Origin of the sequence: Thalassobaculum sp. (assembly GCF_040219215.1) — a bacterium.
Taxonomy (GTDB): Bacteria; Pseudomonadota; Alphaproteobacteria; order Thalassobaculales; family Thalassobaculaceae; genus Thalassobaculum_A.
On record NZ_JAVJSX010000006.1, the window covers coordinates 25,329 to 51,235 of the forward strand.

The 25,907-nt window shown below is 66.5% G+C and carries 20 protein-coding genes; 9 read left to right on the top strand and 11 right to left on the bottom strand.

Annotated features, from left to right (window positions below; genetic code table 11):
• The first annotated feature begins 4 nt into the window (after positions 1–4).
• From hisS to RIC54_RS03180, 5 genes are all read left to right on the top strand, one after another.
• Positions 5–1,249, top strand: a complete 1,245-nt coding sequence (gene hisS / locus RIC54_RS03160; protein ID WP_350098508.1) for a histidine--tRNA ligase — start codon at positions 5–7, stop codon at positions 1,247–1,249.
• Positions 1,250–1,262: 13 nt separating this feature from the next.
• Positions 1,263–2,528, top strand: coding sequence for a glutamyl-tRNA reductase (gene hemA / locus RIC54_RS03165; protein WP_350098509.1), 1,266 nt, complete (start codon positions 1,263–1,265; stop codon positions 2,526–2,528).
• Complete coding sequence (gene prfA, locus RIC54_RS03170) at positions 2,525–3,595, top strand: peptide chain release factor 1 (protein ID WP_350098510.1); 1,071 nt, start codon at positions 2,525–2,527, stop codon at positions 3,593–3,595. Before hemA ends, prfA begins: the two co-directional genes overlap by 4 nt.
• Positions 3,596–3,600: 5 nt before the next feature.
• Positions 3,601–4,476: a peptide chain release factor N(5)-glutamine methyltransferase gene (gene prmC / locus RIC54_RS03175; protein ID WP_350098511.1), complete on the top strand. Its 876-nt coding sequence runs from the start codon at positions 3,601–3,603 to the stop codon at positions 4,474–4,476.
• A 184-nt stretch (positions 4,477–4,660) separates the two neighbouring features.
• Positions 4,661–5,719, top strand: a complete 1,059-nt coding sequence (locus RIC54_RS03180; protein WP_350098512.1) for a DUF4167 domain-containing protein — start codon at positions 4,661–4,663, stop codon at positions 5,717–5,719.
• Positions 5,720–5,722: 3 nt separating this feature from the next.
• On the opposite strand, the gene RIC54_RS03185 is transcribed toward RIC54_RS03180, so the two are convergent.
• Together RIC54_RS03185 and RIC54_RS03190 are read right to left on the bottom strand one after the other, a co-directional pair.
• Positions 5,723–6,406, bottom strand: a complete 684-nt coding sequence (locus RIC54_RS03185) for a helix-turn-helix transcriptional regulator (RefSeq protein WP_350098513.1) — start codon at positions 6,404–6,406, stop codon at positions 5,723–5,725.
• A gap of 254 nt (positions 6,407–6,660) precedes the next feature.
• On the bottom strand, positions 6,661–7,422 hold the full coding sequence (locus RIC54_RS03190; protein ID WP_350098514.1) for an MOSC domain-containing protein: 762 nt from the start codon (positions 7,420–7,422) through the stop codon (positions 6,661–6,663).
• Positions 7,423–7,681: 259 nt separating this feature from the next.
• On the opposite strand from RIC54_RS03190, the gene clpB reads away from it, so the two are divergent.
• Positions 7,682–10,300 (top strand): ATP-dependent chaperone ClpB, encoded by a 2,619-nt coding sequence (clpB, locus tag RIC54_RS03195; RefSeq protein WP_350098515.1) that lies wholly within the window; start codon positions 7,682–7,684, stop codon positions 10,298–10,300.
• A 30-nt stretch (positions 10,301–10,330) separates the two neighbouring features.
• Here clpB and RIC54_RS03200 read toward each other — a convergent pair whose 3' ends face one another.
• The 5 genes from RIC54_RS03200 to RIC54_RS03220 all read right to left on the bottom strand — a co-directional run bounded on the left by RIC54_RS03200 (position 10,331) and on the right by RIC54_RS03220 (position 16,883).
• Positions 10,331–12,340, bottom strand: a complete 2,010-nt coding sequence (locus RIC54_RS03200; protein WP_350098516.1) for a carbamoyltransferase C-terminal domain-containing protein — start codon at positions 12,338–12,340, stop codon at positions 10,331–10,333.
• Between the two features lie 72 nt (positions 12,341–12,412).
• On the bottom strand, positions 12,413–13,462 hold the full coding sequence (locus RIC54_RS03205; protein WP_350098517.1) for a DUF4340 domain-containing protein: 1,050 nt from the start codon (positions 13,460–13,462) through the stop codon (positions 12,413–12,415).
• A gap of 10 nt (positions 13,463–13,472) precedes the next feature.
• Positions 13,473–15,428: a Gldg family protein gene (locus tag RIC54_RS03210; protein WP_350098518.1), complete on the bottom strand. Its 1,956-nt coding sequence runs from the start codon at positions 15,426–15,428 to the stop codon at positions 13,473–13,475.
• A gap of 2 nt (positions 15,429–15,430) precedes the next feature.
• Positions 15,431–16,165, bottom strand: a complete 735-nt coding sequence (locus RIC54_RS03215) for an ABC transporter permease subunit (RefSeq protein ID WP_350098519.1) — start codon at positions 16,163–16,165, stop codon at positions 15,431–15,433.
• Entirely contained in the window at positions 16,158–16,883 is a 726-nt protein-coding gene (locus tag RIC54_RS03220; protein ID WP_350098520.1) for an ABC transporter ATP-binding protein, read from the bottom strand. Before RIC54_RS03220 ends, RIC54_RS03215 begins: the two co-directional genes overlap by 8 nt.
• A 116-nt stretch (positions 16,884–16,999) precedes the next feature.
• Here RIC54_RS03220 and RIC54_RS03225 point away from each other — a divergent pair, with 116 nt between their 5' ends.
• Entirely contained in the window at positions 17,000–18,715 is a 1,716-nt protein-coding gene (locus tag RIC54_RS03225; protein ID WP_350098521.1) for an adenylate/guanylate cyclase domain-containing protein, read from the top strand.
• A gap of 28 nt (positions 18,716–18,743) precedes the next feature.
• Here RIC54_RS03225 and RIC54_RS03230 read toward each other — a convergent pair whose 3' ends face one another.
• The 3 genes from RIC54_RS03230 to RIC54_RS03240 are packed head-to-tail and all read right to left on the bottom strand — an operon-like array spanning position 18,744 to position 21,684.
• The gene (locus RIC54_RS03230; RefSeq protein ID WP_350098522.1) at positions 18,744–19,361 is read right to left on the bottom strand and encodes a glutathione S-transferase family protein; all 618 of its coding nucleotides are present in this window, start codon (positions 19,359–19,361) and stop codon (positions 18,744–18,746) included.
• Between the two features lie 5 nt (positions 19,362–19,366).
• Entirely contained in the window at positions 19,367–20,542 is a 1,176-nt protein-coding gene (locus tag RIC54_RS03235; protein WP_350098523.1) for a M20 aminoacylase family protein, read from the bottom strand.
• Entirely contained in the window at positions 20,539–21,684 is a 1,146-nt protein-coding gene (locus RIC54_RS03240; RefSeq protein ID WP_350098524.1) for a diaminopropionate ammonia-lyase, read from the bottom strand. The genes RIC54_RS03235 and RIC54_RS03240 overlap by 4 nt, the downstream gene beginning before the upstream one ends.
• A 232-nt stretch (positions 21,685–21,916) precedes the next feature.
• Between RIC54_RS03240 and RIC54_RS03245 the strand changes: the two genes are divergently transcribed.
• Positions 21,917–22,189 carry a DUF2798 domain-containing protein gene (locus tag RIC54_RS03245; protein ID WP_350098525.1) on the top strand — a complete coding sequence of 91 codons (273 nt, stop codon included), beginning with the start codon at positions 21,917–21,919 and terminating at the stop codon, positions 22,187–22,189.
• A gap of 301 nt (positions 22,190–22,490) precedes the next feature.
• Positions 22,491–25,061 (top strand): HWE histidine kinase domain-containing protein, encoded by a 2,571-nt coding sequence (locus tag RIC54_RS03250; RefSeq protein ID WP_350098526.1) that lies wholly within the window; start codon positions 22,491–22,493, stop codon positions 25,059–25,061.
• A 69-nt stretch (positions 25,062–25,130) separates the two neighbouring features.
• Here the strand turns inward: RIC54_RS03250 and RIC54_RS03255 are convergent, their stop codons facing one another.
• Positions 25,131–25,895: a Crp/Fnr family transcriptional regulator gene (locus RIC54_RS03255; RefSeq protein WP_350098527.1), complete on the bottom strand. Its 765-nt coding sequence runs from the start codon at positions 25,893–25,895 to the stop codon at positions 25,131–25,133.
• Positions 25,896–25,907 lie beyond the last annotated feature (12 nt).

Sequence of the window (25,907 nt, forward strand, 5' to 3'; positions counted from 1 at the left end):
TGATTTGGCGAAGCTGCAACCGGTCCGCGGTACACACGATCTCCTGCCCGAGGAAGCGCGGCGGCACCGCCATATCGTCGAGACCGGGCTGAGCGTTTCCGGACGCTATGGCTTCGGCGAGATCGAGACACCGATCTTCGAGTTCACCGAGGTGTTCGAGCGGCCGCTCGGCGAAGCGACCGACGTGGTCACGAAGGAGATGTACACCTTCACCGATCGCGGCGGCGAGCAGCTGACGCTGCGTCCGGAGGGGACCGCCAGCGTCTGCCGGGCGTTGATATCCGGCGGCCTGACCCAGAGCCTGCCGGCAAAGTTCTACTACCAGGGTCCGATGTTCCGGTACGAGCGTCCGCAGAAGGGACGCATGCGGCAGTTCCACCAGATCGGCATCGAGCTGCTGGGTGCCGCCGAGCCGCAGGCCGACATCGAGGTCATCGCCTGTGGTGCCGACATCCTGGATGCGATCGGGGTGCTTGATCGCACGACGCTCGAGCTGAATACCCTGGGCGACACCGAGAGCCGGCGTGCCTACCGGGGTGCCCTGGTGGAGTATTTCAGCGGTCACCGCGACGCCCTGTCCGAGGACAGCCTGCGGCGGCTTGAAGTCAACCCGCTGCGCATCCTCGACAGCAAGGACGAAGGCGACCGTCGCCTGATCAAGGATGCGCCAAGCTTCGACGATCACCTGAACGCCGCCTCCAAGGATTTCTTCGGGGCTGTCACCCAAGGCCTCGATGCCCTCGGTGTCCGGTTCGTGCGGAATCCGCACCTGGTGCGCGGGTTCGACTACTACTGCCACACGGCGTTCGAGTTCGTGACCGACGCCCTCGGTGCCCAGGGCACGGTGATGGCGGGTGGCCGCTACGACGGCCTTGTCGAGACACTCGGCGGCCCGGCCATTCCCGGCGTCGGCTGGGCGGCCGGCATCGAGCGTCTGTCGCTTTTGGCCGAAGGCATTGCCGACCCGGTTCGGCCGATCGCGATCGTTCCGGTCGGGCCCAATGGCGAGACGGAGGCCCTGAGGCTGTCGCACCGTCTGCGGCGCGCCGGCTTTACGATCGAGCACGGCTATTCCGGCAATCTCGGCAAGCGACTCAAGCGCGCGACCAAACTCAGCGCACGCGCCGCAGTAATCCTGGGCGAGGATGAGCTGGCACGCGGGATGGTGCAGCTTCGCGACCTCGATGCCGGGGCGCAGGACGAGGTCCCTCTCGACCGGATCGAGGAGAGCCTCGCCCGCTTGCGTTAGCGGGGAGACGGCCATGACGGCCGGAAATGCGCCGATCTCCGTGATCGGGCTCAGCCACCGGACCTGCCCGGACAGCCTGCGCGAGCGGCTGTATGTCGATGATTCCGAAGTGGCCGCCGTCATCGGCACTCTGCGCATTCGCGGGGTCCGCGAGGCCATCGTGCTGTCGACCTGCGATCGGGTGGAGGTAACCGCGGCGTTCCGCGACGGCGACATGGCGCCGATGACCGTCGCCACGGCACTCGGCGGTCCCATCGGGCTGCGCGGCGAGCAACTGATCCCCCATCTCTACCGTCACGACGGCAGCGACGCCGTGCGCCATGTCTTTCGCGTCGCCAGTGCCCTCGACAGCCAGATCGTCGGCGAGCCTCAGGTTCTCGGCCAGGTCAAGGCGGCCCAGCGCCTGTCGAAGGATCTCAACGCCGACGGTCCAGCGATCGACCGGATCCTCCAGGCCGCCTACGCGATCGCCAAGAGGGTCCGAACCGAGACCCGGATCGGTGAAGGGGCCGTGTCCCTCGCGACGGCGGCGGTGGCCAGGATACACGACCTGCATGGCGCCCTCGACGGCCGCTCCGCCCTGGTCATCGGCGGTGACGAATTGAGCCTGATGATCGCACGCCAGTTGCGCGCCGTCGGGCTTCGCGACCTGACGGTCCTCGACCTGTTTCGCAAGCGCGCGGCGGTCACCGCCGCCGAGTTGGAGGCCCACCACGGCCCCATGGGCGACCTTGCCGATGCCCTGGATCGTGCCGATGTGGTCATCGCGGGCCTTGGCATCGGCCGATACCTGATCACTGCCGAGATGATGCAGGCCGTGCTGCGCCGCCGGCGGCGGCGGCCGGTCTTCCTGCTCGACCTTGCGGTACCGGGCGACATCGAGCCGGCCGTGCATCGCCTGGACGAGGCTTATGTCTATGACGTCGCCGACCTGGAGAGGGTCACCCACGAGGGCCGGGCCGGCCGGGAGGCGGAAGCGGCCAGGGCCGAAGCCCTCGTCGAAGAAGCCGTGGTGCGATTCGACCATCTGCAGTCGGTGCGCGACGCGGGCGCGGACATTGCGCGGCTGCGCGCCCATGTGGAAGCGCTGGCCCTGACTGCGGCGGGCGACAGCCCGGAAGCCGCCGCCATCGCCCGGCGGATTGCCGGACGGCTGTTGCACGCTCCCAGCGAGGCTCTGCGTCGGCGCGCTGCCGCCGGACGGCTGGACAACGACATCTTGACGCTCATCAACGAAATGTTCGGCATGGATGGCGCGCCGAAAGGAGACGACACGTGAGCCTCGATGAAAAGCTCGACCGGGTGCTGACCCGCGCCCTGGAGCTCGAAGCCCGTTTGGCAAGCCCGGACGGCTTCGTCCAGTCCGACTTCCAGCGGCTGTCGAAGGAACTGGCCGAGCTGACACCCGTCGTCGAAACCGTGGCGCTGTTGCGCCGGACCCGGGCCGAGTTGGCGGATGCCCAGGCTCTGGCCGAGGAGTCCGATGGTGAGATGCGGGAACTGGCCGAGGAGGAGGCTGCGGCCATCGAGGCCAGGCTGCCTGAGCTGGAGCGGGCAATGATGCTCCACCTGCTGCCGCGCGACGAGGCCGATGCCCGCAACGCCATTCTGGAGGTCCGGGCCGGAACAGGCGGCGACGAGGCCGCCCTGTTCGCCGCCGACCTGTTTGCCATGTACCAGCGCTACGCCCAGGGGCGCGGCTGGCGCTTTGAGACAATGGAGGTCTCGGAGAACGAAATCGGCGGCTACAAGGAAGCCATCGCCACGATCAGCGGACAGTCGGTGTTCGCCCATCTGAAGTTCGAATCCGGTGTTCATCGAGTGCAGCGCGTGCCCGTCACGGAGTCCCAGGGGCGGATTCACACCTCGGCCGCCACCGTCGCCGTGCTGCCCGAAGCCGAGGAGGTGGACATCGCGATCGACGAGAAGGATCTGCGGGTCGACGTCTACCGCTCCAGCGGCGCCGGCGGCCAGCACGTCAACACCACCGACAGCGCGGTGCGCATCACCCACCTGCCCACCGGTGTCGTCGTCACCCAGCAGGACGAGAAATCCCAGCACAAGAACCGCGCCAAGGCGATGAAGATCCTGCGGGCCCGGCTGTTCGACCAGGAGCGCACCCGGCGCGACAGCGCGCGCGCCGCCGACCGCAAAAGCCAGATCGGCTCCGGCGACCGGTCGGAGCGTATTCGCACCTACAACTTCCCGCAGGGCCGGGTCACCGATCACAGGATCAACCTGACGCTCTACAAGATTGACAAGGTCATGACCGGCGAGGCGCTCGACGAGATCGTCGACGCCCTGATCGCCGAGGACGAGGCCGAGCGGCTGGCGACTCTGACGTGACCAGCGTGGCCGACCTGCTGCGCGACGCCGCCCGCCGCCTGCGCGCCTGCGGCATCGACAGCGCGCGGATCGATGCCCGGCTTCTGCTGGGCGAAGCGATGGAGCGTGAGGTCTGGCCGCACGAGTCGGGCCCGGTCACACCAGCTGAACGCGCTCGCTTCGAGACATTGCTGGCACGCCGGCTGGGCCGCGAACCGGTATCCCGGATCCTTGGGAGGCGCGCATTCTGGACGCTCGATCTGATCGTCGGACCCGATACCCTGGATCCCCGCGCGGATACCGAAACCCTGATAGAGGCGGCACTGGCCGCGTTTGCAGACCGCGAGCCGCCGCGCCGCATCATCGACCTCGGCACCGGTACCGGCTGCCTGCTGCTGGCTGCCCTTGCCGCGTTTCCAACCGCAACCGGTCTCGGGATAGATCGGTCGCACAGCGCGATCGAAACCGCCCAGGCGAACGCCGTGCGCAACGGGCTGTCCGGGCGTGCCGGGTTTCAGACGATCGGCTGGGACGAACTGCCGCAGGACCAGGGGGATCTGATTCTGTCGAACCCGCCCTACATAGACGACTCGACGCTGAGTGCGCTGGCCCCGGAGGTTGTCCGCTTCGACCCGCGGGACGCTCTGTCGGGCGGCGCGGACGGGCTTGACGCTTACCGTGGTTTGGCCGGTGTGCTGCCACGCTTGATGGCCTCGCAAGGGATCGCGATCCTGGAACTTGGGGCAGGACAGCGCAGGGATGTCGAAGCACTGATGGTCGGGGTTGGCTTTGCCATCCAGGAAGTACGCAAGGACTTGGGAAATATCGAGCGTGCTTTGGTTCTGAAATGGAATGACACTGGTGATGGCGGCTTAGACCTGCGTCATTTATGCTTGGAATAGGCCGGAATTCGGTCTACTGTTTTCTCACGCATCGCAGGCCAGCGGGCCCGGTGCGGCCACTCACTCGACGGACCATCGATCTTGCAGACCGCCCGCTTACGTGTGGGCCGCTTGCAACACAGGGTTACGAGTGACGGGAACGGACGATGGGTTCGTTCCACGACAATAGGACTCGCGAGAAGGAATGAGACAAGGGCCACACCAGAAGCGTGGACGCGGTCGCGGCAATCATCGCCGATCGAACACGCCGAACCGCAACCAAACCTTCGACAGCAACGGGCCCGACGTCCGGATCCGCGGCAACGCCACTCAGGTTCATGAGAAGTACCTGAACTTGGCGCGTGACGCTGCCGCGTCCGGGGATCGGGTACTGGCCGAGAGCTACTTCCAGCACGCCGAGCACTATTACCGCATCCTGAGTGTCTTCCAGGACGCCCAGGGCGGTGAGAACCGGGGCCAGCAACCGAACCAGAATGGCGGCTCCCGCGACTGGGATCAGGACGACGACGATCGCGACAGCGGTGGCGACGACAGGAATGATCGCAACGGCGACGATTCCTCCGACCGCGATCGTGGCGACCGTCAGCGTGCCGAGAACGATCGCGGAGGCGACGGCAACAATCGCGATCGGGGCGACCGGTTCAACCGGGAACGCGGCGAGCGTGATCGAGGTGACCGAGACCGCAATGTCAGCGATCGAAACGGTGGCGACCGGAACAGCGGAGACCGCAATGGCGGCGATCGCGACCGGAATGATCGCAATGCCGGAGATCGGGATCGCGGCGACCGGCGCCCAGCGCGTGCCGAGAGCGATTTCACCCCGCGGAACGATCGCGCGGAATCCGTGCCGATCTCTCAGCCGAAGCCTGCCGAAGCGCCTGCTTCCGAGGCCGAACAGCCGGTGACCCGGGCGCCTGAGCCGACGGTCGCGCAGCCGCAGTTGGTTCCTGTCGAACCCACAGCAGCAGCGAGCCCGGCGGCCCAGCCGCAACGCGCCGAGCCTGAAGAGGACGGAATCCGCCGGACGCTTCGTCTGACGCCATCGCGGGGTCCGCGGGCAGCCGCTGCGGCGAAGGAGGCAGCCTCTCCGGTTGCCGACGCAGCGGAAGCCGTCGAGCCGGTGCCAAGCGCTGACGCCGAACCGGTGCGCAAGCCGCGTCGTCGCAAGGCGGCGCCAAAGACCGAGGACAGCGTTAAGCCGTCGGCGGTGAACGATGATGAAGGGTCCGTCGCCGCAAGCTGACGGCTACTCGATCCAACGATCGAAGAACTCGACGAGCGTCCGGCCGGGCTCCGGCCGGAATCGCTCGTCGAGCGTTTGCATCGCCGCCACCCGGTCCAGCCGGAACGAGCGAAAGTCGACGCGCAGTTCGCACCACGCCGCCAGCAGCCATTTCGGCCCGTAGAACAGCAGCCCAAGCGGCCGGACCCGGCGTTCTGACCGGCGCCCGTTCTCATCCTCGTACAGCAGCTCCAATACGCGCCGATCACGGATGGCCCGTCGGTACGGTCCGGTATCGATGCGGTATTCGGCTCCGAGATGCTGCCTGGGTGGCGCGAACAGTGCGAGGTCGCCAATCCGACGCTCGAGTTCATCCGGTACCGCCGCCCGGACCCGATCGATCGCCCGGCCGGCCGCCTCGGCCATTGCCGGATCGGTCCAGCTCTGGACGATCCGCAAACCGAGCGTCAACGCCTCGATCTCGTCCGCATCGAACATCAGCGGCGGTAGATGGTAGCCCGGTCGCAGAATGTATCCGACGCCGGCAGACCCTTCGATCGGCACACCGCTGGCCATCAGGTCCGTCATGTCGCGGTAGATCGTCCGGGGTGATACCTCCAGCAGCGATGCCAGATCCGACGCCCGGGTTGCCCGGCGGCGACGGCGCAGTTCATCGACAATCCGGAAAAGGCGATCAGCACGACGCATCTCACATCGTATCGCATACTGTTGCCACAACGGTGTCAGCAACTACCGGAATTCGGCGGATTTGTCCTGCTGCTCCTGACAGTTCCTGGCAAGAGAGCGCGGCAGACTTGCGGCATGGGACCTTGCTACGACACAGATCGCCTCATTGCCCTCGGAATCGACCCGCGGGTGCCCCGAAGCATCACACCGGACCGGCACCGCCCGCCGTTGCCACTACGAACGCTGCTGAAGCGATGGCTGTCGCGGATCCTCGGTCAGTCGAGGACAGTCACCGTATCGCCCGGAGCAATCCGGCCGCCGACCGTCACCCGCGCATAGACCCCGCAGTCGTCGTGCCCGAAGCCGCGGCGCAAATCCCGCGGCACGGTCAGATCGCGCTGCCCGGTGTCGGGATCGACATTGGTCGCAGCACACCGACCGATGCGCGCCTCGACAACCAGTTCGGCCGCACCGATCCGCAGCCGTCGGCCAACCCATCCGAACTCAGCCCACGGCGCAGCATCGGCCAACAGCACGTTTCCGCGGAACCGGGCCGGGTCGACCGGCTTGCCCACCACCCGCTCAAGGTCACTGACCGAAGCCGGGTTGATGATCGAGATGAACGGCGCGTCGGCGTCGGTGAAGGCCTCGTTGCCACGGTCCACCAACCGCGGCGCACCCCGCAACTCGGCCTTCATGTAGGCCGCGAAGAACTGCTCGATGACGGTGCGGCCGTTGGCGGTCGACAGCACTCCGTGCGCGATCATCCGGCCGTGGCGCTTGAGCGCCAGCGTCTCGGTCGCCTCGTCGTACTCCGCCGTCAGGGCGGCCAGCCGCGGGTTGCTCATCAGCTGCAGGAAATGCGCCTTGGCCAGCCACTTCGGTGACGCCTGGTCGATCGGCGCGGTGCCATGGGCAATCGCGAAGCGCCGGTCGTGCGGGATCGTGCGCCCCGGCGACAACTCAACGGCGTCCAATGCCTGCGCAGACAGGCCTTTGACCGGGTAACGGCGCAATCCGGCGACGGTGGTGCTCATGTCCCGACAGAACCTTTCCGCCGGGTCCGTGTCAACGATTGCACACAGCGTGGTTGCAGCGTCATCGGCGCTTGTGTGGCATTCCCGCCACACCCATATGCGATGGTGACGGAGGGCGGTGCCATTGCGGACCGCTTCGGGATGTCAGAGGACACGCGTCGCTGATTTCCCGATATCCTTCTTCGAACGTCTGCCACATCGCCTGATTGGGGTGCGGCGGGCGGTACTGGCTGAACGCGGTACTCGACGGAGAATACTGATGAATTTCGAGAAGCTATCCGACCGGTCCAAGGGCTTTCTGCAGTCGGCCCAGACCTACGCCTTGGGACAGGGTCACCAGCGCCTGCTGGTCGACCATCTGCTGAAGGTCTTCCTGGACGACAAGGAAGGCTTGGCCTCCAGCCTGATCGAAAGCGCCGGCGGCGACCCCAAGCGGGCTCGCCTGGCCGTCGAGAGTACCCTTGGCAAGGTGCCCCGGGTCGAGGGCAGCGGTGCCGGGCAGGTTTACATGTCGCCCGAGTTGGCGCGCGTCCTGACCCAGGCCGAGGAGGTCGCAGAGAAATCCGGCGACCAGTACGTGACCGTGGAACGGCTGCTGCTGGCAATCGCGCTGGCGTCCGGCACCGACGCCGCCAAGGCGCTGAAGGACGCCGGGGTGAATCCCCAGGCGCTTGAGCATGCGATCCAGGACCTGCGCAAGGGCCGGACCGCCGATACCGCCAATGCCGAAGGCAATTTCGACGCGCTGAAGAAGTACACCCGCGACCTGACCGACGCCGCGCGCTCCGGCAAGCTGGACCCGGTGATCGGCCGCGACGAGGAAATCCGGCGCACCATCCAGGTGCTGTCCCGGCGCACCAAGAACAACCCGGTCCTGATCGGCGAGCCCGGCGTCGGCAAGACCGCCATCGTTGAGGGCCTGGCGCTGCGCATCGTCAACGGCGACGTGCCGGAGGGCCTCAGGAACAAGCGGTTGCGGGTGCTGGACCTGGGCGCGCTGATCGCCGGAGCCAAGTTCCGCGGCGAGTTCGAGGAGCGGCTGAAGGCGGTGCTGAACGAACTCGGCCATTCCGACGGCGAGACGGTGCTGTTCATCGACGAGTTGCACACCCTGGTCGGCGCCGGCGCCGCCGAGGGCGCGATGGACGCCTCCAACATGCTGAAGCCCGCGCTGGCGCGCGGCGAGCTGCACTGTGTCGGAGCCACCACTCTCGACGAGTACCGCAGGCGGATCGAGAAGGACGCCGCCCTGGCCCGCCGGTTCCAGCCGGTGTTCGTGTCCGAGCCGGGCGTGATCGAGACCATCTCGATCCTGCGCGGCCTGAAGGAAAAATACGAGCTGCACCACGGTGTGCGGATCACCGACGGCGCCCTGGTGGCGGCCGCCAATCTCTCGAACCGCTACATCACCGATCGCTTCCTTCCCGACAAGGCGATCGACCTGATGGACGAAGCCGCCAGCCGTCGGCGCATGGAGGTCGACAGCAAGCCCGAGCCGATCGACGAGTTGGACCGCAAGATCATCCAGTTGAAGATCGAGCGCGAGGCGCTGAAGAAAGAGGACGACAAGGCCAGTCGGGAACGCCTGACCACGCTGGAATCGGAACTCGCGGACCTCGACGAGAAGGCCACCGTGCTGACGGCGCGTTGGCAGAACGAGAAGGAGATGCTGTCGGGATCGCAGAAGCTGAAGGAGAAGCTCGACCAGGCCCGCCAGGAGTTGGAGGTCGCCAAGCGGCAGGGCGACCTGACCCGTGCCGGCGAACTCACCTATTCGGTCATACCCCAGCTTGAGCAGACCCTGGCCCAGGCCGAGGACGCGTCGTCCAAGCGCATGCTCAAGGAGGAAGTGAACGACGACGACATCGCCTCGGTGGTGTCCAAGTGGACCGGCATCCCGGTCGACCGCATGCTGGCGGGCGAGCGCGAGAAGCTTCTGTCCATGGAGAGCAACCTGCACAAGCGGGTGATCGGCCAGGACGAAGCGATCGGCGCGGTCGCCAACGCGGTACGACGTGCCCGTGCCGGCCTGCAGGACCCGAACCGGCCGATCGGCTCGTTCCTGTTCCTGGGGCCGACCGGTGTCGGCAAGACCGAGCTTACCAAGGCGCTCGCCGAGTTCCTGTTCGACGACGAACAGGCGCTGGTCCGGCTCGACATGTCGGAGTTCATGGAGAAGCACGCGGTGGCCCGTCTGATCGGGGCGCCTCCAGGCTATGTCGGCTATGAGGAAGGTGGCACGCTGACCGAGGCGGTGCGCCGCCGGCCCTATCAGGTCGTGCTGTTCGACGAGGTCGAGAAGGCCCATCCGGACGTCTTCAACATCCTGCTGCAGGTGCTGGACGACGGCCGGCTGACCGATGGTCAGGGCCGCACCGTCGACTTCCGCAACGCGCTGATCATCATGACCTCGAACCTCGGCGCCGACCTGCTGGCCGGTCAACCCGATGGCGAGCCGGTCGACGCGGTACGCAACGATGTCATGGAGATCGTCCGCCGGGCGTTCCGGCCGGAGTTCCTGAACCGGCTCGATGAGATCCTGCTGTTCACCCGGCTTGGTCGCGAGATCATGAAGGATATCGTCGACATCCAGCTCGGTCGCCTGCGGCGGATGCTGGTCGACCGCCACATCGCACTGAACCTCGACGACGAGGCCCTGGCGTGGCTGGCGGCCGCTGGATACGACCCGGTCTACGGCGCCCGCCCCCTGAAGCGGGTGATCCAGCGGTCCCTGCAGAACCCGCTGGCCAACCGGATTCTCGAAGGCAAGATCCGCGACGGCGACAGGGTGCAGATCTCGGTAATCGACGGCCAGTTGGCGATCAACGGCGATCGGGCCGCGCGGGCCGAGGACGTGACGATCGAAGCGGCGGAGTAGCAGGATCCAGCGGCGCGAGGCGGCAGGCGCTCAGGCGTCCGTCGCCTCGCGCCGGCTGATCCGGAAGCCTTCCAGATAGACCGCGTCGACCTCGCTCGACAGCAGGAACGCCAACGCTTCCTCGGGCGTCTCGACGATCGGCTCGCCAGGTCCGTTGAACGACGTGTTCAGCACCACCGGCACGCCGGTCAGGGCGTCGAACGCCTCGATCACCTTGCGGAAGCCACCGCTCGAAGCATCCACGGTCTGGATCCGCGCCGAGCCGTCCACATGGGTGATCGCCGGCAACCCGTCGCCCCTCACCCGCGCCGTGAACAGCATGAACGGCGACACCGCCGGCGCGCCCTCGAACCATTCGCCGGCCTTCTCCTGCAGCACGGCCGGAGCAAACGGCCGCCAGTACTCCCGCCGCTTCACGTGATTCACCCGGCGCCACGTGCCCGGCCCCCTCGGGTCCGCCAGGATCGAGCGGTGGCCGAGCGCCCGCGGCCCGATCTCGCTGCGCCCTTCGAACCAGCTGACGATCCGGTCGGCCGACAGGTCTTCGGCCGCCGCTCGCGCGGGATCGGAACAGCGCTCCACCACCAGCGCCGCACCGGCGGCATCGATCGCCCGCGTCACCGCGGCTTCGTCATACGCCAGCCCCAGATAGGCGCCCTCGGATCGTCCCGCTGCCTGGGACTGCCTGGGGACTCCAAGTACGTCGTGACTGACCGCGAGCGCCGCGCCGAGCGGCAGCCCGGAATCATCGCAGCACGGCGGCACGAATACCGACCGGAACGGTCCCTCTCGCCACAGGCGGCTGTTGGTCGGACAGTTCAGGGCGCCGCCACCACCCAGGCAGATCGTCCCGGCCGCCAGGCCCGCGGCGTGCAGGCCGTCGGCAAACCCGCGCAACTCGCCGAGCATGTTCTCCTCGAACAGGGCCTGGGCGGTCGCCGCCAGATCGACGTCGAGGGACCCGAGGTTGTCGGCCCCCATCTCACCAGGGATGCTGTGCCGGGTCGGCGCCGACGGATCGTCATACAGGCCCGGCGAACGCCGGCCGACGATCGCCTCCAACGGCTTCAGCACCGCTCCGCGCTCACGCTTGTCACCAAGCGCGTAATCGCTGCCGAACAGTTCGAAGGCGTTTCCGATCAGGGCGCGATCGAAGAAGCGCGGCTGCCCATAGGGCGCCAAGCCCATCAGCTTGCCGGCAGCGCTCGAATGGCCCAGCCGCAACCGCTCGCCGACGCGCTGATAGAGGTGGCCGTGCGACGCATAGGTCGGGCCGATCGGTATCAGGCGCTCGCCCTCGCCATAGGCGTAGATCCCGCCGAGATAGCCGCGCGACCGAGAATTGCCCTCGCCGTTGTCGATGGTGTAGATCGCCGCCCGCTCCAGGTCGGATTGGTAGAATGCATTGGCCGCATGCGCCAGATGGTGCGGCACCAGCAGCGCCGGCTTCGACACTCCCCGCAAGGTCGCGGTCGCCGGCATGTACCCCTGCCGAACGGAGCGAAGCTTCGACACCTGTCCACACCACCCGGCAAGGTCCCCGCGCTGAACCGTTCCCCGCCACCAGGCGGCCTGGTACGGCCAGTCCACGTTGGCGAACACCGACGCGTCGAGGTCGAGTCCCAGAGTCGGCTCGGTGAGATACTCGGTGTACGCCCCGCCGGGATGAAAGAATCCCGGGACCCGAGCGCGCGCGTTGCCGTCCATCGACCGGATCCATCGCTCGCCCGCGCGCATCGCGTCCAGCATGCTGCCGGAAAAGCCGAACCGCTCCGCCGTCGCAAGATCGACGGCCACCCGAAACTCCGATGGCTGCAGAAAAATGAACGGCCAGGACTGGCTGGTCGATACCGCAACGGTATCAACGTCGCGCCACTCGATCCCTGCGCTTCTCAAGGCGAACTCGACGAACTCGGCCGTTAGCAGGGCGCTGCGCTTGGTTCTGCTGAACCGCTCTCGCTGCAGCACGGCGACGGTACGGCCGTTGTCGACAACCGACACGCCCGCGTCGTGCGCGAAGTTCAGCCCTATAACGATCATGGCGTCTCGGTCTCCATTCACCCGCGTGAACGGGTAGCACCCACCTCACCGCCACTCAACGCCGCAAGCCGGTCAGGATCCTTCGGCGGGCTTGGTCAGGGATTCCAGCGTGGCGTGAAGCCGGTCCATGTCATAGGACGACAGGCGATAAGCCCAGCCGCTGGTCTGTGCGCGGACCGCCTCGCCGAGCTTCCGGGCGTCTTCGGTGGCATCATCCGCGACCGCCACTTCAGCCCGCAGCCACGGTTCGGCAGTTCCAGCCTGATCGGCGGGAACCGCACCGAAGTCCACGGTGATGGTCAGACCATCCTTGGTCTTGAACACTCCGCCGCCCAGTCCTGCGTTGAAGTCCAGTCCCTCGGCCGACCGCACATCGTCGAACAGCAGCTTGTCGATCACCGTCGCCGCGTTGTTCACCGAATACTGCAGCGTCACCTTGCGGCTCGACGGCAGGCCTACGATCTTGAACTCCTCGCCGGATCGAACGAGTTCCAGGACCTCCCCGGAAGCCGACGTCAACGTCGCCGAGACAATGGTGTCCTTCGGGATGTTCATGATCTCGCGCGGCAGCCATTGCACCGGTCCGCCCCGCAGGTCTAGTTCGCCTTCGGCCAGATAGGTCTGTGCCTCATGGCTGCGCCGGACATAGACCATGGGCTTGCCGCCGGTCAGGCTCTCCCGTTTCTTGCCGACGTGCAGATCGACCAGGGTCTCGCCCTGCGAGGTGGTAACGACGACGCGCGCGGCTTTCGAGTCCTTCTGCGCAACGTCGCGGAGGTTCAGGCGAGCCGAGCGCTCGGCGTCGTTCGTCTTGCGTTCGATCAGTTCGATCTGCCCGAGGTCGAACAGCAGCTTGCGGACCAGATCGGTGCGCACCGGAAAACCGTCACGCTCCGCGAGGATCCATCCGGCATCCGTGCGAATCAGGGTGATAGGCGCGTCGGCCCGGAGCACCTGGACCTGGCTGACGTCACCGGCTTTCGCCTCGAGCGTTGGGTACGGCCGCACGGCGTCGACGCCGGTGCGGGTCTCGGCGGTGCGGTCGATCACCGCCGCGGTTGCACCGAGCGTAGTCGCCAGGGCCGCCGCGCCAAGCAGGATGACGGTGCGTCGTCTGATCATCGTGCGCTCCTCACGCTTCAACCATGGTGCGGCGGGCGCGCCGTCGGACCCGCCATACCGCCAGGAGGATGGCAAACACCGCCACCAGGATCGGCATCAGCGCGATGTTGGCGAACAGCACCTTGCTTTCCAGCCGTTCCACGTCCTCCCGGAGCGAACGTTGAACCCCGCGCAGCTCCGAACGGACCCGCAGGATCTGGCGCTGGTACTCCTGCACCTGTCGGCGCTCGTCCTCGCTCAGCGCCACCGGACCGCCGGTTCCGGCCTGCCGGTTCCGCAGGGCGTCCAGCTTCTTCTGGGTCTCGGTAAGCGTCTCCCGCAACTCCTGCTCCTTGGCCTGGAACTTGCGGTCAGCCTCGCGCTTGATCTGCTCGATCACCTCGAACGGCCGGTAGGACGACCCCTGGCCACGCAGGTCCAGAAGTGCTGACGAACCGGTCAATGCGTCGAGTGCGTTGGCGACGAAGTCGCCATTGCCGGCCCCCGGTACCGCGACACGACGGCCATAGAATTCCCGGAACTGGACCCAGAATCGGTCGGTCAGGACGTCGGTGTCGGCGACCACAATCGCCTCGATCGGCTGCTTCGACTCGGTCAGCACGGTGTCGAATGTTGCCGTCGGGTCGTCGTCCTGCCCGTCGGCAAGCGGCGGCCGGCCGTCGGGAAACCCGGTCTTGACGTTGCCGGTCACCATGGCCGCGATCGTGAACCGCTCCGGCCCCGCCACGTAGTTGCGCAGAAGTTTCTCCGGCTCCGGCACCGGGCCCAGCAGTTCCTTGACGTCGATCAGCATCGAGCCGGGGCTCGAGCGGACCAACGGGTCGAGCTTGATCGAAGCGCCGTCCTTGGCCTTGAGATAACCGGCGCTGGCCACCGCCAGACTGTCGATCTGCGCGGTGATCGGCGAATTGCGCTCCAGATTCGGTCCGCGCAGCAGCAGCCAGGGCACGTAGGTGATGAAGCTGCGGCCGTCGCGCGCGCCGACCCGCCGGGCCCCGAACCGGTCGCCGACCACCTGGTCGGTCGGCATCTCCAGCCCCCAGGCGTCGAAGAGCGGCTGCAGCGTGCTCGAGGGCACGTTGCCCATCGGGCCGCCGGTCATGGCGCCGGCCTGTGACTCGGCGAACGGGTCGACGAAGATCGCCGCCTTGCCGCCGCCCAGGATGTACTGGTCGACCGCGAACAGGGTGCGCGGCGACAGGTTGCTCGGTTGGGCGATCAGCAGGATCGTGATGTCTTCCGGGATCTTCTGGATGTCGCTGTCGAGGGTCTGGACCTCCAGGATCTCCTTGATCCGCTCGGCGACCACCATTGGCGGGGTCTGTTCCGGCCGGCCCATCTGGCCCATCCGAACTTCGCCGTCGAGCTTCATCGATCCGAGGATCCCGACCTTGCCGATCCACCCCTTGGACAGCGAATGGATCATCTTGGTCAGGTCGTACTCGAGGAACGCCTCGCGGTCCGGCTGCAGGAACGGGATGGTCTCGATGTCGTCGGTCATGTTGCTGCCGGCGAGACCGAAGAACACCGTGCCGTCGGTGCCTTCCAGCGGGATCTGCTGCAGCCCGTACGACACCGCCCGGTCCTCCACCGGGGTGAACGGCGTCGGGTCGTAGATCTCCAGAACAACCTTGCCGCCGGAGCGGTTGGCGTACTCGCGCAGCACATCCTGAACGCGCTCGGCATATACCCCGTAGGACGGGACCTTGGTGCCGAGTTGCTTGGAGTAGAACAGGCGCAGCGTGACCGGTTCCACGATTCCGTCGAGCACCCGCTGGGTAGCGGGCGACAGCGAGTAGAGCTTGTCGGACGTCAGGTCCAGCCGCTGGGTCGTCAGCGTGAAGGACACCAGAACGTTGACCGCCACGAACAGGACGGCCAGCAGGGCCAGGGCGATCGCGGTCAGGCGCGCGGGGTCACGCCGCGCAGTGCCGGCGCCCGACGGGGCGAGATCACTGGTGGTCATGGTCAATCCGCCTTCTTGAGATCGACGATCAGCGCGTTGGCAAACAGCGCCAGCACGATGACCGAACCGAAGAAGATCGCGTCGCGCAGGTCGATGACACCGCGGGCGATCGACTGGAAGTGCGTGAGGAATCCGAACCCGGCAATCAGGTCGACAACGATCGCCGGCGCCCAGCCACGGAAAGCCTCCAGCACCGCGTCCGAACCGGCCAGCGCGAACACGAACAGGGCGGCTGTGGTCACCACGAAGGCGATGACCTGGTTCTTGGTGGTTGCCGAGATCATCGAGCCGACTGCCAGGAATGCCCCGGCCATCAGCAGGCTGCCGACATAGGATGCCAGGATCACCCCGTTATCCGGGTTGCCCAGCAGATTGACCGTGATCCACAACGGGAAGGTCAGGATCACCGCGATCGCCGTGAATGCCCAGGCCGCCAGGAACTTGGCGATCACCGCCTCGCTCATGGTGATCGGCAGGGTCAGGAACAGCTCGATCGTGCCGGTCCGGCGCTCCTCGGCCCACAGCCGCATGGACAGTGCCGGTACCAGGAACAGGTACAGCCACGGGTGGAACGTGAAGAACGGCTGCAGATCGGCCTGGCCGCGCTGCAGCAGGCCGCCGACGAAGAAGGTCAGCGCCCCGGCCAGCGCCAGGAAGATCACGATGAAGATGTAGGCGAGCGGCGTGGCGAAGTAGCCGCGCAACTCGCGGCGCATGATCAGCCCGACATTACGCATTGGCGGTCACCTCGCGGAACACATCGTCCAGGTTCCGGCTGGCCGACAGGCCGCGCAAACCTTCCGGGGTGTCGTCGGCCAGGATCCGGCCGCGCGCGATGATCATGGCGCGCGAGCACACCGCATCGACCTCTTCCAGGATGTGGGTCGAGATCACGATCGCCTTGGTCGCCGCCATCGCCTTGATCAGCTTGCGCACTTCGAACTTCTGGTTCGGGTCCAGGCCGTCGGTCGGCTCGTCCAGGATCAGCACCGCCGGATCGTGCAGCAGCGCCTGGGCCAATCCGACTCGGCGCTTGAAGCCCTTGGACAGCGTCTCGATCGGCTGGTGGATGACCTCCTCCAGCCGGGTCTTGGCGATCGCCGCGGTCACGCGTTCCCGGCGCTCGGTGCCGTTGTAGCCGCGGATGCCCGCGATGAAGTCGAGGAACCCGATCGTCGTCATGTCCGGATAGGCCGGCGCCCCCTCCGGCAGGTAACCGAAGCTGCGTTTCGCGGCGATCGGATTCTCCAGTACGTCATGCCCGCAGATCACCGCCGTACCAACACTCGGCGCGAGGAATCCGCAGATCATCTTCATTGTCGTGGACTTGCCGGCGCCGTTCGGGCCGAGGAAGCCGAGGACCTCGCCGGTCGCGACCTCAAAGCTGAGATCGTCTACCGCGGTCTTCGGCCCGAAGCGTTTGACCAGACCACGCACCGATAGGGCGTTCGTCATGTCCGATGCGACCATTTGTAAATGAAAACCATGCCTAAGTCGGCGGTGCGTGGTGTACCAATTTCCCCACGATTTTCAAGTGATTGCGGTAGTATCTTGGATATTGTGGAGCGATTATGGCAGCTACCGTCGATCACCCAGCCACCGCCCGAACCGCCTCGACGGGAAGCATCGTTGCGCGCTGGCGCACGGCATCGGGACTGATTCTGTTCAGCTATGTGCTCTCGCACCTGCTGAACCATGCCACCGGGATCTGGTCGCTCGAGGCGCTCGCGTATTTCCGCGAGCCGTTCGTGCTGGTCTGGCGCAATCCGGTCGGCACCGGCCTGCTGTACGGCGCCTTGACTGTCCACGTCGTGATCGCCCTGCGCGCGATCTGGCTGCGGGACTCCTTCCGCGCGATGAGTTGGGCGGAGATCGCTCAGTTGCTGCTCGGCCTCTCGATCCCATTGCTGCTGGTCGACCACGCGATCGCCACCCGCTACGCCAGCGCCGCCTTCGGGGTGAACGACGACTACACCTTCGTGCTGCTGAACATGTGGGTGTTCGCACCGTTCCTGTCGGTCAAGCAGCCGGTGGCCCTGGTCGTTGCCTGGATGCATGGCTGCGTCGGGCTGTATCTGTGGCTGCGTTTCCGGCCCTGGTTTGACCGTGCCGCGCCGTGGCTGCTGGCGGCAGCGGTGACCATACCAACCGCGGCGCTGGGCGGCTTCATCGCCGCCGGCATGACGATCCGGGAGTTGGCGCAGGATCCGGTGTGGCTGCAGAACGCCGTTGCCGCGATGAACCTGCCGTCGAACGCGGACATCGGCACGGTCTACCGCTACATCGACAACGCCCGCATGGGTTTCGTGCTGCTGGTGGCGGCGGCGCTGGCGGGCCGAACCGTGCGGCTGACCGTGGAGCGTCGCAGCCACGACGCCATCCTGCGCTACGGCAGCGGACGCAGCGTGCGCGCGACCGTCGGCATGACGGTCCTGGCGGTCAGCAGGGCCAACGGCATTCCACACGCGTCGGTGTGCGGCGGGCGCGGGCGCTGCTCGACCTGCCGCATCCGAATCGGTGCGAGGCTGGAAGCGCTGCCGGAGCCAAGCGACGCCGAGGCCAAGGTTCTGCGCCGTATCGCTGCTCCACCGAACGTGCGGTTGGCCTGCCAGACGATGATTGTCGACGGGCTCGAGGTCATGCCGCTGCTGCCGCCGCACGCCGCCGGAGTATCCGAGGCGCATGGCGGGCCCAGCTACCTGCAGGGCCGGGAGTTGGATATCGCGGTCCTGTTCGCGGACCTGCGCGGGTTCACGCAGATATCCGAGCAGCGCCTGCCCTATGACGTGGTGTTCATCCTGAATCGGTACTTCGCCGAGATGGGGGCCGCGATCGAAGGTGCCGGTGGCCGGATCGACAAGTTCATCGGCGACGGGATCATGGCGCTGTTCGGCGTCGACTCCGACCCGGCCACCGGCTCACGCCAGGCGCTCGCCGCCGCCCGGGCGATGAGTGAACGGCTGGCCGACCTGAACGCCAGTCTGGAAGGCGACCTGAGCGAGCCACTGCGGATCGGCATCGGCGTGCACCTGGGTCCGGCGATCGTCGGAGAGATGGGCTACGGCCGGGTACGCGGCGTCACCGCCGTCGGCGACACGGTCAACACCGCCAGTCGGCTTGAGAGCATGACCAAGGAGCATGGCGCGCAGTTCATCGTCTCGCAGGTCGTGGTCGAGGCCGCCGGAGCCGACCTGGAGCCCGCCCCCACCCTGGAGATCGACATCCGAGGCCGTCGCCAGACCCTGGCGGTCCGGGTGGTGATGGACGCGTCCGAGCTTCCAACCTGACGCCCCGCGGGCGGCGATGCATCTGCCCTCAATCCACCGTCTCGCCGGACAACGGGGTTGCCTGCATCGACGAGCGCTCGGCGAACCGGTCGAACCACGAAGCCAGCCTTGGATGATCGACGCGGAATGGCGCCACGTTGCGGAACTCGAGCCAATCGAGGGTAGTGGCAAGCGCAATCTGCCCGATCGTGAGCAACCCATCCAACGCCGGATCCTGTTCGACGAAGGCGTAGGCCGCCCGCAGCTTGGCAAGTTGGCCATCGTGGAACGGGGCATAGCGCAGGGCTTCCGGTCGACGCTCGGTCTCCCAACGCACGGCGATCCCGGCGTCCGCCATGCCCTGGGCCAATGCCTGCAATCGCAGTGCAGCGAACCGCGCTGTCGGCTCCGCGGGCAGCAACCGCGGCCGGTCGTGCAGACCGTCGAGGTACTCGCAGATCACGTTGGAGTCGAACAGGCAGGATCGGTCAGCGAGCACCAACACGGGGACCTTGCCGAGCGGATTGAGCGCAAACACCGCCTCGTTGCGACGGGTCGGGCTGGTCTCCTGGTGGATCACCTCCAACGCTGCCGCCAGGCCGACCTCGTGCGCCATCACCAGGACCTTGCGGGCGAACGGCGAATGGGTCTGGTAGATCAGCTGCATGCCATTCACCGCTCCGGCAATGCCGTCTCGACCAGGGTGGTCCAGTACGCCGCACCATGCGGCAGGGCATCGTCGTTGAAGTCGTAGTACTGGCCGTGCAACCCGCGGCCCTGGCCGGGCTCGCCGCCGTTGCCCAGGAAGGCGAAGCAGCCATCTTTCTCCGCCAGCATGCGGGCAAAGTCCTCGGCCCCGCCGATCGGCTTGCAGTCCGGGTCGACGTTTTCCGCGCCGAAAGCTGCACGGGCCGCATCGACCACCAGCCCGGTCGCCTCCTCGGTGTTGATCGTCGGAACGAACGAGTTGCTGTAGCTCACCTCGCAGGTCGCCCCGTGCGCTGCACAGACCCCGGCCGAGATTCGCCGCATCAGCGCCTCGACCCGGCCCTGGGACTCCGGCGTAAACGCCCGCACGTCGCCACGAATCCAGGCGGTCGACGGAATGACGTTGCGCACCCCGTCGGTGGTCAGTTCGGTCGCCGACACCACGACAGCGTCGAGTGGCGAGAACCCGCGCGCCACGATGCTCTGCAGCGCCAGCACCAGTTCGGCCGCGATCACGATCGGATCGATCGTCTGCTGCGGAGCCGAGGCGTGACCGCCGGCACCGTTGATGGTGATCTCGAAGTTGTCCTCGCTGGCCATGATCGGGCCGGTCCGGACCGCCAGTTGGCCAACCGGCAGGCCGGGCATGTTGTGAATCCCGAACACCTGATCGATGCCGAAGCGGTCGAACAACCCGTCGTCGATCATCGCCGCTGCACCACGCCCGTGTTCCTCAGCCGGCTGGAAGATGAACACCGCGGTGCCGTCGAAGCGACCCCGCTCGGCCAGGTGCCGGGCGGCACCCAACAGCATCGCGGTGTGCCCGTCGTGGCCGCAGGCGTGCATGACGCCGTCATTGACCGATCGGTACCCGAAGCTGTTCTTCTCGTGGATCGGCAGGGCGTCGATGTCGGCCCGCAGCCCGACGGCGCGGTTCGAGGCACCCCGGCGCAGCACGCCGACCACCCCGGTGCCGCCGATACCGGTGTGAACCTCCAGTCCGAACTCGGCCAGTCGCTCGGCAATCATCCGGCTGGTCCGAATCTCCTCGAACCCCATCTCCGGGTGCTGGTGCAGGTCGCGCCGCCACTCGGTCATCGCCGCCACCAGATCGGGAGCGATCTCGCCGGTACGGCTCATCGCCCGCCTCCTGCCATCACGTCTTCCGGTGTCCGGCCGACCATCGTTGTGTAGATCTCCGGATCGGTCGCACCCTCGGTTCCGATCAGCAGCACCCGGCTGTCGCGGCCAAGCCCGAGTGCATTCCAGGTAACCGGCCGATCCCGCGCTGCCAGCAGGGCCGACAGGCCGGCCACCCCGGACTCGCCGGCAACGATCGGTTGATCGCCGCCCTCGCCAGCCGCCAGCATGCGCATGGCCGGCGGTACGAACGCGTCGTCGACCGCCACGAAGTCATCGGCCCCGGCATCCAGGATCTCCCAGGCCAAGGGCGAGGGGTCGCCACAGGACAGCCCGGCCATCACCGTCTCGCCGGCCAGCGCGACCTCGGTGCGGCCACCCCGGCGCGCACTCTCCAGCAGGCACGCCGCCAGCGACGGCTCGACCACGACGAACCGCGGCGCATCGCTGCCAAGCCTGGAGCGGAGTTCGACGCACAGCGCGGCCGCCACTCCGCCGACGCCGGCCTGGATCAGCACGTGTGTCGGCCGATCCGGGCCAAGCTGCTCGACCGCTTCGGCCGCAATCAGCGAGTACCCGGCCATTACCGCCGTCGGAGTGTCGCGATAGCCGTCCCACGCCGTATCGGAGACCACGTGCCAGCCTTGGGCCGCCGCATCGCGGGCACATTGACGCACGCTGTCGTCGTAGTTGCCGGACACCCGCACGATCTCCGCCCCGAGCGCGCGCAGCGCCGCCTCGCGGCCCTGGCTGACTCCGGCGTGCAGGTAGATCACCGAGCGGGCGTCGGCCTGCCCGGCTCCCCAGGCGACCGAGCGGCCGTGATTGCCGTCGGTCGCGGCGGCGAAGGTGATACCTGTTCCGCGGCCGAACTGCTGGACCAGCCGCTGCACCGCATAGGCCCCACCGAGTGCCTTGAAGCTGCCCAAGCCGAAGCGCCCGGCCTCGTCCTTGTACAGGACCGCACCGATGCCCAACCGCCTGGCGAGGCCCGGCAGATCGACCAGCGGAGTCGGCGCATAGCCCGGCCAGCCGCGGACTGCCGCCTGCGCCTCGGACCGGATGCCGGCGCCCAGCACTCCCGGCAGCGGTGCCTTGCGGTCGGTCCTCGGGTTGGCCAGATGGTCGATCGGCTCGGCCATGGGATCTCCGTTGGCTGTGGTTCGGTCGGAGCAGAGTACCCGGAACCAGAACCGGAAAATCGCGTATCGCCGACTTTCAGCGCATTAAAATTCCGATATGCGGCTTCAGCACGCGGATTTGCCGCGGATGGATCGCCACGCTGAAGAATGACATTTGTTCCGTCGCGGCAGGCTTCATCGCCCGCCGGGAGCATCGTATGGTCGGCGCCGTTCTCTCAGGACCGAAGACGCCATGAGCCGAGCCGACACACCGACGATCCGGCCACGACGCAAACTGCCGGCGCGCTACGGCGCGATCGTGACGCCATTGTTCATTTCGATCCTGATGTCCTGCATCGTCTCCGGGATCTCGACCCTGAACGGCATCGGCCTGATCAGCGGATTCATTGAAGTCTGGATGCAGGCGTGGGGGACGTCCTGGGTGATCGCCTTCCCGATCCTCATCATCGTGCTGCCGGTCGTGCGGCGCCTTGTAGCCGCCGTTGTCGAGCAGCCGGCCCGCTGAATTCGGGCCGCTCGAACGATCGATCGACGAGCATTCGATATTGACGCTGGTTCACCGGAGTATGGCGCGACCGGCGCGCGGCAAGTGGCTGCACTTCCCGATACGCGTTCGACGCGCATGGTTCGCGACGTTCCATTGAAAATGGTTCAGAATACCCGCCACTCGAAAGCATCGATTCTGTGGACGCGCCCATGATAATTGCACTGTGTCCAGTAGTGCACAGACCAAGGAAGTCGATGTGTATAGAACGAACCGACGACCTTTGCGTTGAGCATTCGTCCACCCGGCATGCGCGTAGACAATGAGCAATGAGCCGAACGATCGTCTCGATGAAAACGCCGGTGCGGGCATCGCGGCCGGAGCTCGGGATTCGGCGTCACCGACCGGCGCGGTGCAACCCTTCGGCTTTCTGATCGCGGTCTCGCCGGATTGGACCGTGGAGCACGCATCGCGGAACACATCGCTCTGGCTGACGGTCGGCCTTGACGGTCTTTGCGGCCACCGGCTCACCGATGTCCTCAGCGCGCAAGCCATCCACGCCATCCGTGGGCGGTTGCAGCTGCTGAACGCACCGGATCTGATCGAGCGGATCTTCGGTCTTGTCCTGCAGGATGCCGGACCGCCGTTCGATGTGGCCATTCATCGGTCCGGCGAGGTGGTGATCATCGAAGCGGAACCCAGCCTTCCGGAAGAGTTCAACACGGCCGACCTGCTTCGCAACATGACGCGACGCCTTCAGCAGACCCCGGACATCCCGATGCTTTGCCGGGAAGCGACGCGGCTGATGCGCGTCCTGACTGGCTTCGACCGGGTGATGGTTTTCCGGTTCGATCCAGATGGGTCCGGCGAGGTGATCGCCGAATCGATTCGCTCCGACCAGGAATCGACGATCGGGTGGCGCTATCCGGCATCCGGCCTGCCGCATGCCGCCCGAGCCCTGTACGAGCGGAACTGGCTGCGGATCGTCACCGACGTCAACGCCGAGCCATCGGCGATCCTTTCCCGACCAGGCGTCGGGCGCCGCCCCCTGGATCTGTCCATGAGCTTTCTGCGCTCGGTTGCACCGAGCCACCGGGAGTTCCTGGATCAGATGGGGGTTGCCGCATCGCTGTCGGTCTCGATCCTGCGAGCCGGAAAGCTGTGGGGCCTGCTCGCCTGTCACAACGTGACAGCCAAGCACGTGTCGTTCGAGTTCCGCACGGCGTTCGAGCTGTTCGGACAGATGTTCTCCTGGCTGCTTGAGAGCCGCGAGCGGGAGATGGAGTTGCAGCGCGAGGCCCGTGCACGCAGGCTGTACGATCAGTTGATGAGCGTCATGGCCACCGGCGCGACCACCTTGGCCGCGATGACAGACCATTTCGACCAGCTTGCAACCACCCTGAACGCCGACGGGATCGGCGCTTGGCTCGACGGCGACATCAAGCTCTCGGGGGCAACGCCCTCAAGCGAACAGTTCACACAACTGGTCCATCACCTGAGCACGGTGTCCGCCAACCGGATCGTCGCGACGAACGAGATTGCGACGCTGCACGAACCCGCTGCCGCGTACACCGATCGAGCGGCCGGCCTCCTGGCGATCCCGATCTCGCGAACTGCCGGGGACTACCTGGTGTTCTTCCGCCGGGAAAGCCTGCACACCGTCTTTCGCACAGGAACCAGAAGCGCCGACGCGACGGCGGTAACCCAGCCGGCGCCGCAATCGGCCGGGCCGGCAATGCAGATCGGAGGCGACATCGTTCGCGGCCAGTCTGTAGTCTGGACCGACGAGGACCTGCGGTTTGCCGAATCCCTGCGGATCATGCTGCTCGACGTCATCCTGCGCCTGACGGCGGTTGCCGACGACGAACGCAAATCGGCACAGGACCGACAGGAACTTCTGATCGCGGAGCTCAATCACCGGGTACGCAACATCCTCGGCCTGATCCACGGACTGGTCACCCAAAGTCGAGCGGGCGTCACCTCCGTGGACGAGTACGCCGTCGTCATCGGCGGCCGGATCCAGGCGCTTGCGCGCGCTCACGACCAGATCACCCAGCGGCGGTGGGAGCCCGGAGCGCTGCGCGACTTGTTCGTGTCGGAAGCCAGCGCCTATCTCGGTGGACAGGCCGATCGGGTTCGCCTTAGCGGAGGGCCGGTTCTCGTCGATCCCAGGGCGTTCTCGGCACTGGCTCTCGTCGTCCACGAACTGATGACCAACTCCGCCAAGTATGGCGCCCTGCGCAACCCGGCAGGGCGGATTGATGTCACCTGGACGCTGGAGGCGACGCAGGGCCTTGTCATCGACTGGCGCGAGACCGGGGGCCCGCCGGTAGCGCCCCCCACCCGGCGGGGATTCGGCACGACCATCATCGAAAGATCGATCCCCTACGAGCTGAAGGGAAGAGTACACGTGCGCTACGAGACGTCGGGCGTTGAAGCGCAGTTGGTGATTCCAGTCGACTTCGCCCATCTGGCGCCGTCGGGCACCGAGCCGTCCCCGAGCGAATCCTCCCAGGCGTCACCCTCTGCGGAGCCCGGTCTTGCCGGCACGGCGCTGGTGGTCGAGGACAACATAATCATCGCGCTTGATGCCGAGGAAATGCTGCAGGAGCTGGGTGCGGAGCGGGTCGAGACCGCCGCTTCGGTTCGCGAAGCCCTGCAGTTGATCGAGATGTCGACGCCGGGCTTTGCCTTGCTCGACCTCAATCTCGGGTCGGAAACCAGCCTGCCGGTGGCTCAGCGGCTTCGCGACCTGGGCGTTTCGGTGATCTTCGCGACAGGCTATGGCGACAACCACAACATACCACCGAATCTCCGCGACATTCCGATCGTCGACAAGCCATTCACGATTGCGACTCTTCGTGCCGCCCTGGGGAAACTGCCGGGTTCGTGAGCGAATGCCCGAGGACGGCTCGCCCGCCGGGTCGGCGCGGCCAGACCGGGAATGTATGTCGATGGCTGACTACGGTGTTCGACGAGGCTGCGGGTAGATCCCTGCCAGTACGTCGTCGAAATGCCGCCGCACCTCGTTGTTGCACCCGCAGGCAAGCGCCTTGAGCGCCTCGGTATCCTGAACCCACAGGCTGCCGCGGTGCGTGGCCAATATCCCCCGCGCGCGCAACGAGCCGATGATCCGATTCACATAGCTGCGCCCCACGCCCAGCATTCCGGCCAGCTGCTCTTGCGTCACGGTCAGTCCGGTATCGCCCGTTCGATCGATCGCCGCCAGCATCCATTTGGCGGCACGTTGCTCGATCGTGTGCACAGCGTTGCAGGCCACGGACTGAAAAACCTGCGCCAGCAGGCAGTCCGCATAACGGTCAAAGAGATGGCGCAAGGTCACCGAACTCAGTTTCAGCTCTTCGAGTTCGACCGCTTCCATGCGCAGGAACCGTCCCGGAAACTGAACCACCGCTCTTGCAAATGCCGGAGCCCGGCCCTGGCTGACAACGCCGCCTAGAGCCCCTTCGCGGCCCACGAGCAGCGTCTCCACGTCCGGTCGATCATCGAGGGCCACGCGATACGAAACGAGGCTCGCCCCGCACGGAAAGTACACATGCCGAACCTCGTCCCCGGGCTCGTACAGCACCTTATCGGCCGGTCCTGCCCACGCCTTCAAATATGGCAACAGAAGCATGAGATCATCGGACTTCAGGAACCGCAGTAGATTATTGTCCACTCGACCTTCGGGACGGATCGCTCCAATTTGCGCTGAATCGACGACCATCAGACCTCACCA

What these genes read in the sequence shown, in the direction of transcription:
- RIC54_RS03190 (WP_350098514.1), bottom strand. Translation starts at nt 7,422, where the DNA reads ATGAGCACCACCGTCGCCGGATTGCGCCGTTACCCGGTCAAAGGCCTG.
- RIC54_RS03215 (WP_350098519.1), bottom strand. Translation starts at nt 16,165, where the DNA reads ATGCGTAATGTCGGGCTGATCATGCGCCGCGAGTTGCGCGGCTACTTC.
- RIC54_RS03200 (WP_350098516.1), bottom strand. Translation starts at nt 12,340, where the DNA reads ATGATCGTTATAGGGCTGAACTTCGCGCACGACGCGGGCGTGTCGGTT.
- RIC54_RS03255 (WP_350098527.1), bottom strand. Translation starts at nt 25,895, where the DNA reads ATGGTCGTCGATTCAGCGCAAATTGGAGCGATCCGTCCCGAAGGTCGA.
- RIC54_RS03240 (WP_350098524.1), bottom strand. Translation starts at nt 21,684, where the DNA reads ATGGCCGAGCCGATCGACCATCTGGCCAACCCGAGGACCGACCGCAAG.
- RIC54_RS03225 (WP_350098521.1), top strand. Translation starts at nt 17,000, where the DNA reads ATGGCAGCTACCGTCGATCACCCAGCCACCGCCCGAACCGCCTCGACG.
- RIC54_RS03245 (WP_350098525.1), top strand. Translation starts at nt 21,917, where the DNA reads ATGAGCCGAGCCGACACACCGACGATCCGGCCACGACGCAAACTGCCG.
- RIC54_RS03235 (WP_350098523.1), bottom strand. Translation starts at nt 20,542, where the DNA reads ATGAGCCGTACCGGCGAGATCGCTCCCGATCTGGTGGCGGCGATGACC.
- RIC54_RS03185 (WP_350098513.1), bottom strand. Translation starts at nt 6,406, where the DNA reads ATGCGTCGTGCTGATCGCCTTTTCCGGATTGTCGATGAACTGCGCCGT.
- RIC54_RS03230 (WP_350098522.1), bottom strand. Translation starts at nt 19,361, where the DNA reads ATGCAGCTGATCTACCAGACCCATTCGCCGTTCGCCCGCAAGGTCCTG.
- RIC54_RS03220 (WP_350098520.1), bottom strand. Translation starts at nt 16,883, where the DNA reads ATGACGAACGCCCTATCGGTGCGTGGTCTGGTCAAACGCTTCGGGCCG.
- RIC54_RS03250 (WP_350098526.1), top strand. Translation starts at nt 22,491, where the DNA reads ATGAGCAATGAGCCGAACGATCGTCTCGATGAAAACGCCGGTGCGGGC.
- hemA (WP_350098509.1), top strand. Translation starts at nt 1,263, where the DNA reads ATGACGGCCGGAAATGCGCCGATCTCCGTGATCGGGCTCAGCCACCGG.
- RIC54_RS03205 (WP_350098517.1), bottom strand. Translation starts at nt 13,462, where the DNA reads ATGATCAGACGACGCACCGTCATCCTGCTTGGCGCGGCGGCCCTGGCG.
- RIC54_RS03180 (WP_350098512.1), top strand. Translation starts at nt 4,661, where the DNA reads ATGAGACAAGGGCCACACCAGAAGCGTGGACGCGGTCGCGGCAATCAT.
- RIC54_RS03210 (WP_350098518.1), bottom strand. Translation starts at nt 15,428, where the DNA reads ATGACCACCAGTGATCTCGCCCCGTCGGGCGCCGGCACTGCGCGGCGT.
- clpB (WP_350098515.1), top strand. Translation starts at nt 7,682, where the DNA reads ATGAATTTCGAGAAGCTATCCGACCGGTCCAAGGGCTTTCTGCAGTCG.